This is a genomic window from Mycobacterium decipiens (assembly GCF_963853665.1).
GTDB lineage: Bacteria > Actinomycetota > Actinomycetes > Mycobacteriales > Mycobacteriaceae > Mycobacterium > Mycobacterium decipiens.
In genome coordinates, this window is sequence record NZ_OY970459.1 from 3155845 (window position 1) to 3170734 (window position 14890).

12 protein-coding genes are annotated in these 14890 nt (G+C 67.3%); 9 read left to right on the forward strand and 3 right to left on the reverse strand.

Going from position 1 to position 14890, the window contains the following annotated elements; translation table 11 throughout:
- The first annotated feature begins 128 nt into the window (after positions 1-128).
- The 4 genes from AADZ55_RS13830 to AADZ55_RS13845 all read left to right on the forward strand — a co-directional run bounded on the left by AADZ55_RS13830 (position 129) and on the right by AADZ55_RS13845 (position 4567).
- A complete protein-coding gene (locus AADZ55_RS13830) occupies positions 129-839 on the forward strand; it encodes a DUF3043 domain-containing protein (protein ID WP_085324267.1) in 711 nt (236 codons plus the stop codon).
- Positions 840-952: 113 nt separating this feature from the next.
- Positions 953-2062: a nicotinate-nucleotide--dimethylbenzimidazole phosphoribosyltransferase gene (gene cobT / locus AADZ55_RS13835; RefSeq protein ID WP_085324268.1), complete on the forward strand. Its 1110-nt coding sequence runs from the start codon at positions 953-955 to the stop codon at positions 2060-2062.
- On the forward strand, positions 2059-2817 hold the full coding sequence (locus tag AADZ55_RS13840; protein WP_085324269.1) for an adenosylcobinamide-GDP ribazoletransferase: 759 nt from the start codon (positions 2059-2061) through the stop codon (positions 2815-2817). The genes cobT and AADZ55_RS13840 overlap by 4 nt, the downstream gene beginning before the upstream one ends.
- Positions 2818-2986: 169 nt before the next feature.
- Positions 2987-4567, forward strand: coding sequence for an MFS transporter (locus tag AADZ55_RS13845; RefSeq protein ID WP_085324270.1), 1581 nt, complete (start codon positions 2987-2989; stop codon positions 4565-4567).
- Here the strand turns inward: AADZ55_RS13845 and AADZ55_RS13850 are convergent.
- Together AADZ55_RS13850 and gcvT are read right to left on the reverse strand one after the other, a co-directional pair.
- The gene (locus AADZ55_RS13850) at positions 4493-5599 is read right to left on the reverse strand and encodes a branched-chain amino acid aminotransferase (RefSeq protein WP_085324271.1); all 1107 of its coding nucleotides are present in this window, start codon (positions 5597-5599) and stop codon (positions 4493-4495) included. The genes AADZ55_RS13845 and AADZ55_RS13850 overlap by 75 nt on opposite strands.
- Positions 5600-5662: 63 nt before the next feature.
- Positions 5663-6766 (reverse strand): glycine cleavage system aminomethyltransferase GcvT, encoded by a 1104-nt coding sequence (gene gcvT, locus AADZ55_RS13855; RefSeq protein ID WP_207569042.1) that lies wholly within the window; start codon positions 6764-6766, stop codon positions 5663-5665.
- Positions 6767-6810: 44 nt separating this feature from the next.
- Here gcvT and AADZ55_RS13860 point away from each other — a divergent pair, with 44 nt between their 5' ends.
- From AADZ55_RS13860 to AADZ55_RS13870, 3 genes are all read left to right on the forward strand, one after another.
- Positions 6811-7947: an adenylate/guanylate cyclase domain-containing protein gene (locus AADZ55_RS13860; RefSeq protein ID WP_085324273.1), complete on the forward strand. Its 1137-nt coding sequence runs from the start codon at positions 6811-6813 to the stop codon at positions 7945-7947.
- An 11-nt stretch (positions 7948-7958) separates the two neighbouring features.
- Positions 7959-9512: a leucyl aminopeptidase gene (locus tag AADZ55_RS13865; RefSeq protein ID WP_085324274.1), complete on the forward strand. Its 1554-nt coding sequence runs from the start codon at positions 7959-7961 to the stop codon at positions 9510-9512.
- 74 nt (positions 9513-9586) lie between these two features.
- Positions 9587-9934 carry an aminopeptidase gene (locus AADZ55_RS13870; protein ID WP_085324275.1) on the forward strand — a complete coding sequence of 116 codons (348 nt, stop codon included), beginning with the start codon at positions 9587-9589 and terminating at the stop codon, positions 9932-9934.
- On the opposite strand, the gene AADZ55_RS13875 is transcribed toward AADZ55_RS13870, so the two are convergent.
- Complete coding sequence (locus AADZ55_RS13875; RefSeq protein WP_085324276.1) at positions 9931-11715, reverse strand: SDR family oxidoreductase; 1785 nt, start codon at positions 11713-11715, stop codon at positions 9931-9933. The two genes, AADZ55_RS13870 and AADZ55_RS13875, sit on opposite strands and share 4 nt — an antisense overlap.
- 267 nt (positions 11716-11982) lie before the next feature.
- Between AADZ55_RS13875 and sucB the strand changes: the two genes are divergently transcribed.
- Together sucB and AADZ55_RS13885 are read left to right on the forward strand one after the other, a co-directional pair.
- Complete coding sequence (gene sucB, locus AADZ55_RS13880) at positions 11983-13758, forward strand: 2-oxoglutarate dehydrogenase, E2 component, dihydrolipoamide succinyltransferase (protein ID WP_085324277.1); 1776 nt, start codon at positions 11983-11985, stop codon at positions 13756-13758.
- On the forward strand, positions 13758-14669 hold the full coding sequence (locus tag AADZ55_RS13885) for a TIGR01777 family oxidoreductase (RefSeq protein WP_085324278.1): 912 nt from the start codon (positions 13758-13760) through the stop codon (positions 14667-14669). Before sucB ends, AADZ55_RS13885 begins: the two co-directional genes overlap by 1 nt.
- Positions 14670-14890 lie beyond the last annotated feature (221 nt).

Genomic DNA, 14890 nt, shown 5'->3' on the forward strand with positions numbered 1-14890 from the left:
GACGCTACCGGCACCATCTTCGGAGGCCTGCGAGCCGTTCATCAAAGGCCAGCGTAGGTGTTAATTGGCGCGTGCCTAATACATACGCAGATTCCGGGGCGGCCTATCCGCAAAGTAACCTGGCGACTGTGAAGCTGTTGGGCCGCAAGAAGGGCCATGGACAAGAGGGGGCCGACGCACCAGCCGATGCGAGTTCCGGAGACGGTCGCGGGCCTGGTTCAGAGGGCGCGCCTGGGGCCCTAGCGTCGCGTGGGTCACGGACCACCGGTCCCAAGGGCCGGCCCACGCCCAAGCGCAGCCAGGCCCGGCGTCACACCAAGAAGGGCCCGATCGCACCCGCACCGATGACTGCCGCCGAGGCGCGGGCCCGGCGCAAGTCGCTGGCCGGCCCCAAACGCAGCCGCGCGGAACGCAGAGCCGACAAAGCCGCGAGCCGGGCCCGGATGACGGAACGGCGGGAACGCATGATGGCCGGCGAAGAGGCCTACTTGCTGCCGCGCGACCAGGGGCCGGTACGCCACTATGTGCGCGACGTGGTGGACTCCCGGCGCAACCTGCTCGGGCTGTTCATGCCGTCGGCGCTGGCCCTGCTGTTCGTCATGTTTGCCGTGCCGCAGGTGCAGTTCTATCTGTCTCCCGCCATGCTGGCGCTGATGGCCTTGATGGCGATCGACGGGATCATTTTGGGCCGCAAAGTTGGCCGGCTGGTTGACGCGAAGTTTCCGTCCCACACCGAAAGCCGTTGGAAGCTAGGTCTTTACGCCGCCGGCCGGGCCTCCCAGCTGCGCCGGATGCGGGCGCCCCGACCCCAAGTCGAGCGCGGCAGCAATGTTGGCTAGCAGTCGCCGGAAAGCCGTCTGAACCCGGTGCGTAACCAGCGAATCGCAGCGCTACGCGATCAGGTGGCGCTGGTGGTGGCCGGGTGGACCCTACCGATCGAGCCGCCGGAAGCATGATCGGATTCGCGCCCGTATCGCCGCCCGACGCGGCTGCCGAAGCGGCCGCCCGCGCCCGACAAGACAGCCTGACTAAGCCGCGGGGTGCGCTGGGCCGGCTTGAGGATCTGTCGGTGTGGGTCGCGTCGTGCCAGGAGCGCTGTCCCCCGCGGCAGTTCGAGCGCGCCCGGGTGGTGGTGTTCGCCGGTGACCATGGTGTGGCCCGGTACGGGGTGTCGGCGTACCCGCCGGAAGTGACCGCCCAGATGGTCGCCAACATCGACGGCGGCGGCGCGGCAGTCAACGCCCTGGCCGGTGTCGCCGGCGCGACCGTGCGGGTGGTGGACCTGGCGGTAGACGCGGATGCTCAGTCGAAGCGGATCGGCGCACACAAGGTGCGGCGCGGCAGCGGCGATATCACCATCGAAGACGCGTTGACCGACGATGAGACCGCCGCCGCGATCGCGGCCGGCCAGCAGATCGCCGACGAGGAGGTCGATGCCGGCGCCGACCTGCTCATCGCGGGCGATATGGGAATCGGAAACACCACCGCGGCCGCGGTTCTCGTGGCGGCGCTCACCGACACCGAGCCGGTCGCGGTGGTCGGGTTCGGGACCGGTATCGATGACATCGGCTGGGCGCGCAAGACGGCCGCGGTGCGCGATGCCCTGTTCCGGGTGCGACCGCTGTTGCCCGACCCAGTCGGGTTGCTGCGCTGCGCCAGCGGCGCTGACCTGGCCGCGATGGCAGGCTTCTGCGCGCAGGCCGCGGTCCGGCGCACCCCGGTGCTGCTCGACGGCATGGCGGTGACGGCCGCGGCGCTGGTCGCCGAGCGTCTAGCGCCCGGCGCCCATCGGTGGTGGCAGGCGGGTCATCGCTCCACCGAACCGGGCCATGGCCTGGCGCTGACGGCTCTCGGGCTGGACCCGATCGTTGACCTGCGCATGCGGCTGGGCGAGGGAACCGGCGCGGCGGTGGCGCTGACGGTGCTGCGCGCCGCCGTCGCGGCGATGTCTTCGATGGCGACCTTCTCAGAGGCCGGAGTCGCTGGTATGGCCGGTGCGGCCACTCGGTCGGACAGCGTCGGCGGTATCGACGGAACCGCGCCCCCGACTGTTTCATCGTGATACGTTCGCTGGCAACAGCTTTCGCGTTTGGAACGATTATGCCCGTCCCGGGATCAGCGACCACCCCGATGGGCCGCGGCGCGATGACGGCGCTGCCGGTGGTCGGCGCCGCGCTGGGCGCACTGACCGCGGCCGTCGCATGGGCCGGCGCGCTGGCATTCGGCCCATCCAGCCAGCTGTCCGGTTTGCTCGCAGTGGCGGTGCTGCTGGTCGTTACCCGCGGCCTGCACATCGATGCCGTCGCCGATACCGCCGACGGGCTGGGCTGCTACGGACCCCCGCAGCGTGCGCTTGCGGTGATGCGCGACGGGTCAACCGGACCGTTCGGGGTGGCCGCCGTCGTCTTGGTCATCACCTCGCAGGGGCTGGCGTTCTCGACCCTTGGCGCGGCCGGGAGCGCGGGCATCGCGGGGATCGCCCTGGCAGTCTTTGCCGGCCGGGTCACCGCCGTACTGGTCTGTCGCCGGTCGGTGCCGGCAGCCGAGGGCAGCGCCTTGGGTACGCGCGTCGCCGGTACTCAGCCCGCGCCGGTGGTGGCGGCCTGGCTCGCCATCCTGCTGGTTGGTTCGGTGCTGGTGGGTCGGTGGCCCTGGCAAGGACCGGTGGCGGTGCTGGTGGCGGTGTCGGCCGGAGCGGCGTTGGCGGCGCATTGCGTGCGCCGGTTCGGGGGTGTCACCGGTGACGTGCTGGGCGGCGTGATCGAGCTGACCACGACGGTCAGCGCGGTGGTGCTGGCCGGCTTGGTCCGGTTTTAGCGGCGCCGAGAGTGCAACAAATGCAGATTCCGGTCCGCGGCGCAAAATTTGCTTCCCGTACGGAGTAGGAATTCCGCTCTTGTCCCCTGATTGGTGGACAAGAATTCAGCCGAATACGTCCGATTGGCGGATCGCTTTTGGCCGCACCGCACATATAACATTTTCAGCTATGCCCGTATCACGGCTGTTCAAGGACGCGTCCACGCCACGGAACCCATTCGGGCGGCTGGTGGCCCAGGGCAGTCTCTACACGGCCGGGATGCAGCTGGGCAGCGGTGCCGTGGTGCTACCCGTCATCTGCGCACATCAGGGCCTTATGTGGGTTGCTGGGCTCTTGTTTCCGGCGTTTTGCATCGGCGCCATTCTGGGGAACTCGGCATCGCCACTGATACTGCAGCGCGCGGGCCGGCAACGGCACCTGCTGATGGCGGCGATATCGGTGACATCGGCAGCGCTGGTGGTTTGCAACACCGCGTTCCCCTGGACGCCAGCGGTCATCGCGGGTGTTTTCTTCGTGACGGCAACGGCCCTTGGTGTCGTCACCGGGGTCTCCAGCGTCGCCTACACCGACATGATCTCCAACAAGTTGTCTGTGCTGCGGCGGGGTGAGCTGCTGCTCACCCAAGGCGCGGTTGGGTCGGTGCTGGCCACCGCCGGCACGCTGGTGATTGTGCCGATGCTGGCCCGTGGCAATGAGATGGCGCGGTATCACGGTCTGCTGTGGCTGGGCGCCGCGGGTCTGGTTTGCGCCGGCATTGCGGCGCTGTTCGTCGGCCCGATGCAGGGCGTGTCCGCCACCGCCACCACCCGAATGCCACTGCGGGAGATCTACCGGCAGGGCTTCGCGGTCGCCCGCTCCCAGCCGTGGTTTCGCCGGTATGCGATGACTTACCTGTTGTTCGTTCCGATCAGTCTGGGCACCACGTTCTTCAGCCTGCGCGCCGCCCAGTCCAGCGACAGTCTGCACGTGCTGGTGATCCTTTCCAGCATCGGATTGGTGGTCGGTTCGCTGCTGTGGCGGCAGGTAAACCGCCTGTTCGGCGTGCGCGGCATGTTGCTGGGCAGTGCATTGTTGAGCGCCACCTCCGCGCTGCTGTGCATCGTGGCCGAGTCGTGCGGGCAGTGGGTCCACATGTGGGCGTACGGCACGGCGTTCCTCCTGGCTACGATCGCCGCTCAGACGGTGGTTGCCGCGTCGATATCGTGGATCAGCTTATTTGCCAACGAGCGGCATCGCGCGACTCTGATCTGCTTTGGATCGACGTTGGCGGCCGTCGAATCTACGGTGCTCGGAGGTGTGCTCGGCGGAATTGCGCAGAAGCACGCCACGGTCTGGCCGGTTGTCGTCGTGCTGATGCTGGCCGTCGTCGCCGCGGTCGCGAGTCTGCGCGCACCGACCCGAGTCCGGGTGCCGGCGCGCACCGCTGGGCACACCGCCACGTTGCAACCGCAGCAACCAGTCCCGCCGCCGGTTGGCGGGGACCGCGCGGTTGTGCTCAACCCCATCCCCAGCGATGGCCGTCCGACGCTGTCCGACTATCTCGCCGGCGGCCATCGGGTTCATGGCCGACAGTTCCGACGGGTATGGGACAGCCGCCGGCCCGCGCTACCCCCCAACAGGCCAGGCTGCCGCTCTACGGCGCGCCGTCCAGAGCCCGGCAAACCCGCTATCGCGCTATCCCAGCCGCGCCATCCAGCCGTGGGTGTCCGCGAAGGTGCCCCGCTGGATTCCGGTCAGGGTATCGCGTAACGCCATCGTCACCTCACCCGGCTGACCGTCGGCGACGGTGAACTCACTGGCACCGTGCTTCACCCGCGCGATCGGGGTGATGACGGCGGCGGTGCCACACGCAAACACCTCGGTGAGTTCGCCAGCGGCGGCCTTCTTCTGCCACTCGGCGATGTCGATCTTACGTTCCTCGACCGCGAATCCAGCATCAATAGCCAGCTGCAGCAACGAGTCCCGGGTGATGCCGGGTAGCAGTGAGCCGGACAACTCCGGGGTGACCAACCGCGCCGATCCGCCACTGCCGAGCACGAAGAAGATGTTCATCCCACCCATCTCTTCGACGTAGCGGCGTTCCACGGCGTCCAGCCACACCACCTGGTCGCATCCGTTCTCGGCGGCTTCGGCCTGAGCCAGCAATGAGGCTGCGTAGTTGCCGCCGAACTTGGCCGCACCGGTGCCCCCTGGGCACGCCCGGACATACTCCGTCGACACCCAGACGCTGACCGGGGCGATGCCGCCCTTGAAGTACGCACCCGCCGGCGAGGCGATCAACAGGTAGCGGTACCGGGTGGCCGGCCGCACGCCAAGTCCCGGCTCGGTGGCGAAGATGAATGGCCGCAGATACAGCGCCTCCTCGCCGCCGGCGCTGGGCACCCACGCGTTGTCGACAGCGATCAGCTGGCGCAGGGATTCGATGAACACCGCGTCGGGCAATTCGGGAATCGCTAGCCGCCGCGCCGACGAGCGCAACCTGGCCGCGTTGGCGTCGGCGCGAAACGACACGATGGATCCGTCCGCCCAGCGGTAGGCCTTGAGCCCTTCGAACACCTCCTGTGCGTAGTGCAGCACGATCGCCGAGGGATCCAGCTCGATCGGGCCGTAAGGGATGAGCCGAGCGTTGTGCCAACCCTGGCCCTCGGCGTAGTCGATCGACACCATATGGTCGGTGTGGTATTTGCCGAAGCCCGGCTCGCGCAGGATCGACTCACGCTGCGCATCGGTAGCCGGATTATCCGCGCGTGACACCGTGAACTCAAGCGAGCCGCTGGTCATGGGGCCGATTCTATATCGACGTGCGAACGGGTTTTGCAGTCACGGATGCCACCGAGCGCTCGGTCACCGCGTTTTCACGGCGACAAATGGCGGCCGCACCACTTCGCATTCGACAGCGCGGCCGCGGACGTCGACACTGATTTGCTGGCCGTCTTCGACGCCCGCGTCGCTATCGATCAGTGCCAGCCCGATGCCGGCCTGCAACGTCGGAGAAAACGTTCCCGACGTGGTGACCCCGACCGTCGTGTCCCCGGCAAGCACTGACAGGCCGGGGCGCAATACACCGCGGCCGACCATGCGCAGCCCCCGCAGCAGTCGCCGCGGCCCGGCAGCCTTCTCGGCCAATAATGCGTCGCGGCCAAAGAAGGCGTCCTTCTTCCAGCCGACCGCCCAACCGCATCGGGCCTGCAGCGGCGAGATGTCCAGCGAAAGTTCGTGCCCGTGCAGCGGATAACCCATTTCGGTGCGCAGCGTGTCGCGTGCGCCTAGGCCGGCGGGTTCGCCGCCGGCCGCTGATACCGCGGCCACCAGTGCGTCGAACACCACGCCGGCGGACTCCCACGGCGGCAGCAGTTCGTAGCCGTGCTCACCGGTGTACCCCGTGCGGCAGACGCGCACCGACACACCAGAGCACGAGGCATCGGCATAGCCCATGTAGTCCATGTCGGTGGGCAGCCCCAATGAGGTGAGCACCTCGGTCGAACGTGGCCCCTGCACCGCCAGCACCGCATAGGAGCGATGCAAGTTGGTGATCGTCAGACCGCTCGGCGCGGCTGCCTGCAGCGCGGCGACCACCGCGGCGGTGTTGGTGGCGTTGGGCACCAGAAAGATCTCGTCCTCGCCGACGTAGTAGGCGATCAGGTCATCGATGACCCCACCGGACTCGGTGCAGCACAACGTGTATTGCGCCTTGCCCGGCCCGATGCGGTTCAGGTCGTTGGTCAGTGCGGAGTTGACGAACTGGGCAGCACCCGGTCCGCGAACCAATGCTTTGCCCAGGTGGCTGACATCGAACAGACCGACTGCGTTGCGGGTGGCATTGTGCTCGCTGACGGTCCCGGCATACGAAACGGGCATCAGCCAGCCACCGAACTCGGCGAAACTTGCGCCCAACTCGCGATGGCGGTCTTGTAGCGGTCCCTGAATTAGCTCTTGCACATCGCTCACGGCGTCCCACCCTAACCGGCGTCTCTGCTGGCACACTTAGGCAGGTGGGCGATTCCCTGGACTTCGAAGCGCTCGAGGCCGCCGGAATCGCTAACGCGCGCGAGCGGGCCGGTTTGCTCAAATACCTCGACGAGCTTGGCTTCACGGTCGACGAGATGGTTGAAGCCGAACGTCGCGGCCGGCTGTTCGGGCTTGCTGGTGATGTCCTGCAATGGTCCGGGCCCCCGATCTACACCTTGCAGACCGCGGCCGAGGAGCTTGGCTTGTCAGCCGAGGAGGTCGCCCACGCGTGGGCGTTGCTCGGGCTGACCGTCGCCGGTCCCGACATTCCTGCACTGAGCCGGGCCGACGTCGACGCCCTGACGACATGGGTCGCGCTGAAGACGCTGGTGGGTGAGGATGGCGCATTCGGCCTGCTGCGAGTGCTCGGCGCCGCCATGGCCCGACTCGCCGAGGCCGAGTCGACGATGATCCGCGCCTCGTCACCGAACATCCAAATGACGCACACCCACAACGAACTCGCCACGGCACGGGCGTATCGCACCGCCGCGGAGTTCGTCCCCCGGATCGGGGCCCTGATCGACACCGTCCACCGCCACCACCTGACTAGCGCACGAACGTACTTCGAGGGCGTCATTCGCGACACGTCGGCAAGCGTGACGTGCGGCATCGGCTTTGCGGACCTGTCCAGCTTCACGGTATTGACCCAGGCGCTCACCCCAGCGCAGTTGCAGGACCTGCTCAACGAATTCGGCGCCGCCGTCGCGGACGTGGTGCATGCCGACGGCGGCCGGGTGGTGAAATTCATCGGCGACGCCGTGATGTGGGTGAGTTCGTCACCCGAGCGGCTGGTGCGGGTCGCGGTGGATCTCGTCAATCATCCGAGCGCGCACGAGGCCCAAATGCAGGTCCGTGCCGGTCTCGCGTATGGCACGGTGCTGGCCATCAACGGGGACTACTTCGGCAACCCGGTCAACCTGGCCGCGCGACTCGTGGCGGCCGCAGCACCGGGGCAGATCCTTGCCGCAGCCGAACTCCGCGGCAAACTGCCAGACTGGCCCGCGACCGCCCATGGCCCGTTGCCGCTGAAGGGCTTTAATGCCCCAGTGCCGGCCTTTGAGCTGCACCACAACCCGCATTCGAAGGACACTGACGAGCCAGCCACCACCCGCAGTGATTAGGGTGGTTGCCCGTGACCACCGAACCGGGTTACCTATCCCCCTCCATTCACGTCGCCACATCGATACCCAAACGCGGGGTGGATTCTGCGGTGCTGATCGTGCCGGTCTTTTCGACCGGCGACGACGATCGGCCCGGCGCGGTCCTCGCCTCGGCCGAACCCTTCTTGCCCGCCGATGCGGTCGCTGAAATCGAGGCCGGCCTGCGGGCGCTGGACGCCACCGGCGCCAGTGAACAGGTGCACCGGCTGGCGGTGCCGTCGTTGCCGGTGGGCAGCGTGCTGACGGTCGGCCTGGGCAAACCCCGGTACGAGTGGCCGGCCGATACCATCCGTCGCGCCGCCGGTGTGGCCGCGCGGGCACTCGGCAGTTCGGAGGCGGTGCTCACCACGCTGACCGGATTGCCTGGTGACGGTGTCTGCTCGGCCACCGTTGAGGGCCTGATCCTGGGCAGCTACCGGTTCAGCGCCTTCCGCAGTGACAAGACGGCGCCGAAAGACGCTGGACTGCGCAAGATCACCGTGCTCTGCAGTGCCAAAGACGCCAAGAAGCAGAGCGCGCACGGTGCGGCCGTCGCGGCCGCGGTCGCCACCGCACGCGACTTCGTCAACACTCCCCCAAGCCACCTGTTCCCCGACGAGTTCGCTAAGCGTGCAAGGGCTTTAGGCGAATCAGTCGGCCTCGAAGTGGAGGTTCTCGACGACAAGGCACTGAAGAAGGCCGGTTACGGCGGCGTGATCGGTGTCGGCCAGGGCTCGTCGCGGCCGCCACGACTGGTGCGGTTGATCCATCGGGGATCACGGCTGGCCAAAGCCAAACAGGCCAAGCAGGCCAAGAAGGTGGCGCTGGTCGGCAAGGGGATAACCTTCGATACCGGCGGGATCTCGATCAAACCGGCAGCGTCAATGCACCACATGACCTCGGATATGGGCGGTGCGGCCGCGGTCATCGCGACCGTGTCGCTGGCGGCGCGACTGGAGCTTCCGATCGACGTCATCGCCACGGTGCCGATGGCCGAGAACATGCCGTCGGCGACGGCGCAGCGTCCGGGCGACGTGCTGACTCAGTACGGCGGTACGACGGTCGAAGTGCTCAACACCGACGCGGAGGGCCGGCTCATCCTGGCCGACGCCATCGTTCGGGCTTGCGAGGACAACCCGGACTACTTGATCGAGACGTCCACGCTGACCGGTGCTCAGACGGTGGCGCTGGGTGCCCGCATACCGGGCGTGATGGGCAGCGACGAGTTTCGCGACCGGGTGGCTGCGATCTCGCAGCGGGTGGGTGAGAACGGCTGGCCCATGCCGCTACCCGACGAACTCAAGGACGATCTGAAGTCCACGGTGGCCGACCTGGCCAACGTGAGCGGGCAGCGCTTCGCCGGCATGTTGGTGGCCGGGGTGTTCTTGCGTGAGTTCGTCGCCGACTCGGTGGATTGGGCGCACATCGATGTGGCCGGCCCGGCCTACAACACCAGCGGCGCCTGGGGCTACACGCCCAAAGGGGCTACCGGCGTGCCGACCCGCACCATGTTCGCGGTCCTCGAGGACATCGCGACGAACGGATAGGCGGCTGCCACCAGGTTTAAGCCGACCGTGTCACGGCTAACCCCTTACAGATTGAAAGTACAGGGAGGCAAGTTGTGACTGTGCGAAGGTTGATCATCGCGATGGGGGCCTTGCTTCTGCTGGCCGGTGTGATCGGGCTATTGGTGCCGGTGTCGGTGTCCGACGGCGATCGCGGTTCGGTTTCCTGCGGAAACGGGATCGCTGTGGATCTTTCGGCGGCACGGAACGCCAACGATAAGAGCGTGGCCAACATTCCGATCCTCAACCAACTTATCCCCCATACCGACTTTGTGGCTCAGTGCCAGTCGGCGGTGACCAGCCGGCGCACGTGGACCATACCGTTGACGGTCATCGGGGTAGTCGTGATCGGCGGGGCGCTGCTGGCTCGACGGACCGAAGGAGCGCCGGCGGGGACGGGTTAGATCACCCGCATGCGCGCGGTGCTGCGCAGTGCCTGCGGCAGCACCCGGGAAACGCCGTAGAGCGCATATGCCTCCGGCGCGACCGGTCGGATCGGTTTGTTCTTCTTGACCGCCGACACGATCGCGTCGGCGACCTTGTCCGGCCCGTAACGGCGCAGCGCGAACATCCTGTCGAGCTGCCCCCGCCGGCCGTCCACCTTTTCATCGTCCTTCCCGGGCGCGTGAAAGCCGGTGGTGGCGATGATGTTGGTGTTGATGACACCGGGGCAGACCGTGGTCAGTCCGACCCCCGCGGCATCGAGTTCGGCCCGCAGGCAGTCAGAGAACATGTAGGTCGCTGCCTTGGAGGTGCAGTACGCGCTGAGCGACTGCAGCGGCGCGTAAGCGGCCATCGACGACACATTGACGATGTGCCCGCCGGTCCCGCGCTCCACCAAACGCCGGCCAAAAGCCCGGCAGCCATTTACCACGCCGCCAAGGTTGACATCCAACACCCGGTTGAACTGTTCGGCCGGGGTGTCCAGGAACCGCCCGGCCTGCCCGATGCCGGCGTTGTTGACCACGATGTCCGGGATGCCGTGTTCGGCGCTGACCCGCTCGGCGAAGGCCTCGACCGCGTCGGGGTCGGACACGTCGAGCACATAGGCGTGCGCGACGCCGCCGCGGGCGGCAATTTCGGCCGCGGTGTCCTTGACGGTGGCCTCGTCGATGTCGCTGATCACGACCTCCGCGCCGTCGGCCGCGAAGGCAATCGCGGTCTCTCGGCCGATGCCGCTGCCCGCCCCGGTAACCGCCACGAGGGTGTCGCCGAAGTACCCGCGGGGCCGGCCGATCTGCGCGCGCAGCAGTGCGCGGCTCGGCGGGCGGCCTTCGGCCAGGTCGGCGAAGTCGTGCACCGCGGCCGCCATCACCTGCGGGTGTGACATCGGCGAAAAGTGGCCAGCTCTGATGTCACGCCGCCACAGCCGTGGCACCCAGCGCGCCGTCTCGTCGTATCCGTAGGGCCGAACGTAGGGATCGTTGGTGTTGACGATGAGCTGCACCGGCACGTCGACAATCTGAATAGCGCCGCTACGGCGTCGTTTACCGGAGAATGCACGAAAGTAGTTGGCGGGGTAAGTCTTCACCGCGTGGGCGGCGTCGCTGGCCAGCTTGTTCGAGTGATGGATCTGGTGGGCGGGGATGTTGTCGACCATGTTGCGCCGGACGGCCGCGCTCGACAGCGCCACCCGAAGCAGCAGCGGCGTCAGCACGGGTATCGAGAACAATGCCATGTAGCTCAACCGCAGTGCCTGGCTGATCGACCGCACAAAGGTTCGCGGACGCCAGGGCCGCCGCAGACCGCCGTACACGTAGTTGACCAAGTGGTCCTGACTGGGCCCCGACACCGACGTGAACGAGGCGACCCGATCGCTGGCACCGGGCCGGGTCAGGTACTCCCACACCCCCACCGAACCCCAATCGTGGGCCAGCACATGCACCGGCTCACCGGGACTCAGCTCGCCGATGATCGCGGCGAAGTCGTCGGCGAAATGGGCCATGGTGTAGGCCGACACGGGTTTGGGCACCGACGAGCCGCCGACACCACGGTTGTCGTAGCGAACGATCCGGAACCGGTCGGCCAGCCGCGGAACGACACCGTCCCACAGCACATGCGAGTCCGGAAACCCATGCACCAGCACGACGGTCGGGCCCTCGGGGTTGCCTTCTTCGTACACCGCGAGGCGAACGCCATCCGGGCTGTCGACGAACCCCTGGGATATCTGTTGTGTTGCCGGCATCGGACCTCCGCCCACCCGCGACTTAGATGTTGCTACCAGTCGCCCAAACCGTAGCAAGGGCGGTCGACTGCCCCGATTTCCCTGCTGGGCTATCGGCGGCGGCCGCCCAGCCCCCCAACCCGCCGCGCCCTGGATGCGGGGCGCCCCGAGCGCAGTGACAGGATAGGTTTTCGACATCTAACCGGGTCCCCCGCCCGGTGTACGTGCGCGTGATAAAGCCCTAGGTCGACTTGTGCCGACCGACGACCGATCCAGGAGTCAACAGAGATGGCCTTCTCAGTCCAGATGCCGGCACTCGGTGAGAGCGTCACCGAGGGAACGGTAACCCGCTGGCTCAAACAAGAAGGCGACACGGTCGAACTCGACGAGCCCCTCGTGGAGGTGTCCACCGACAAGGTCGACACCGAAATCCCGTCACCGGCCGCGGGTGTGCTGACCAAGATCGTCGCCCAGGAGGACGACACGGTCGAGGTCGGCGGTGAACTCGCCGTCATTGGCGACACCAAGGATGGCGAGGAGGAGGCGGCCCCGGCAGCCGAGAAGGAACCTGAGGCCCGGGCTCAGCCGACGTCGCAGCCGAAGCCGGAGGCCCAGCCCGAGCCCGAACCCGAAGCAGCGCCGGCCCGAGCGGCAGCCGGAGCGCCTGCTGGTGGCGATGCGAAACCGGTGCTGATGCCAGAGCTCGGCGAGTCGGTGACCGAGGGGACGGTGACTCGGTGGCTGAAGAAGGTTGGGGATTCGGTTCAGATTGACGAGCCCCTGGTGGAGGTGTCCACCGACAAGGTGGACACGGAGATCCCGTCACCAGTTGCCGGGGTCCTGGTCAGCATTACCGCCGATGAGGACGCCACGGTCCAGGTCGGCGGCGAGTTGGCCCGGATCGGTGCCGCTGCCGACAGCAGCGCCGCGCCTGGCCCCAAGCCCAAGCCCGAGTCCCAGCCAGAGCCCGAACCGAAACACGAGCCCGCGGCCAAGGCGGCTCCCGCAGCCAAGCCCGCACCCGAGCCGGCGCCAGCCGGCAAGACCGAACCCGCACAACCCCAGCCGGCGGCCCGGCCAAGCGGTGCAGCCGAGGGCGCGCCGTACGTGACGCCGCTGGTACGAAAGCTGGCCTCCGAGAACAACATCGACCTCGCTGAGGTGACCGGCACCGGCGTGGGGGGTCGGATCCGCAAACAGGACGTGCTAGCTGCCGCGGACCGAAAGAAGCGGCAGAAAGAAGGCGTTGGGAAGGCACCCGCCGACGCACCATCTGGCGCGGCCCCCGCCGCTGCGCCGGCTCCGAAAGCGCCGCCCACCCCTGCGCCAGCGATGGCGCATCTGCGGGGAACCACGCAGAAGGCCAACCGGATCCGTCAGATCACCGCCAACAAGACCCGCGAATCTCTGCAGGCCACCGCACAGCTCACCCAGACCCACGAAGTCGACATGACCAAGATCGTGGGCCTGCGGGCCCGGGCCAAGGCGACATTCGCCGAGCGCGAGGGCGTGAACCTGACCTTCCTGCCGTTCTTCGCCAAAGCCGTGATCGACGCCCTCAAGATTCACCCGAACATCAACGCCAGCTACAACGAGGACACCAAAGAGATCACCTACTACGACGCCGAGCACCTGGGATTCGCGGTCGACACCGAGCAGGGCCTGCTCTCCCCGGTCATCCACGACGCAGGCGACCTGTCACTGGCCGGCCTGGCGCGTGCCATCGCCGATATCGCGGCCCGTGCCCGGTCGGCCAACCTGAAGCCCGACGAATTGTCGGGCGGCACCTTCACCATCACCAATATCGGCAGCCAGGGCGCGTTGTTCGACACCCCGATCCTGGTTCCGCCGCAGGCCGCGATGCTAGGCACCGGCGCCATCGTCAAACGGCCCCGGGTGGTCGTCGATGACAGCGGCAACGAGTCGATCGGGGTGCGCTCAGTGTGCTACCTCCCGCTGACCTATGACCATCGACTCATCGACGGCGCCGATGCCGGACGTTTCCTGACCACGATTAAGCACCGCCTCGAGGAGGGAGCGTTCGAGGCCGATTTGGGACTGTGATGGCCAAAGCCGTTGTCGCGATAGCGGGTTCGTCCGGCCTGATCGGTTCTGCTCTGACCGCGGCCCTGCGTGCGGCCGACCACACGGTACTGCGCATTGTGCGCCGGGCACCTGCGAATTCCGAAGAACTGCATTGGAATCCCGAGAGCGGCGAGTTCGATCCGCACACGCTGACCGATGTCGACGCCGTCGTCAACTTGTGCGGCGTCAACATCGCCGAGCGTCGGTGGTCGGGGGCTTTCAAGCAGAGCCTGCGAGACAGCCGGATCGGACCCACCGAGGTGCTGTCCGCCGCGGTCGCCGACGCCGGCGTCGGTACTCTGATCAACGCCAGCGCGGTGGGCTACTACGGAAACACCAAGGACCGTGTGGTCGACGAAAACGACTCGGCGGGAACAGGTTTCCTTGCCCAGCTGTGCGCGGACTGGGAAGCCGCCACGCTGCCGGCCCAATACAGCGGTACCCGCGTGGTGCTGGCCCGCATCGGGGTGGTGCTGGCCCCGGTGGGGGGTATGTTGCGGCGCATGCGGCCCCTTTTCTCGGTGGGCTTGGGCGCGCGGCTGGGCAGCGGCCGCCAATATATGTCGTGGATCAGCCTTGAGGACGAGGTGCGGGCACTACAGTTCACGATCGCGCACCCCACCCTGTCCGGCCCAGTGAACTTGACCGGGCCGGCACCCGTCACCAACGCCGAGTTCACCACCGCCTTCGGCCGCGCCGCCAACCGCCCTACCCCGCTGATGTTGCCAAGCTTCGCGGTACGCGCGGCGTTTGGCGAGTTCGCCGACGAGGGGTTGCTCATTGGCCAGCGCGCCATCCCCTCAGCGCTGGAGCAAGCCGGATTTCAGTTCCACCACAACACCATTGGCGAAGCACTCGGCTACGCCACCACGCGGTCCGGCCACGATTGACCGAGTCTGCCGGAGCCGACTGCCGTCTCAACACAGGAGAAAACGCGTGGCATTCTCGATATTCCACCAGATGAAGCGGGAAGGGCCTCTGTACGCGCTCTTTCTGAACTGCACCCTGAAAAAGGGACCGGAAGTCTCGAACACCGAGGCGCTCTGCGATCTGCTTGTCGACCGGCTAAAGGCCCATGAGCCGGACATTGAAACAGAGGTCGTCCGGGTAG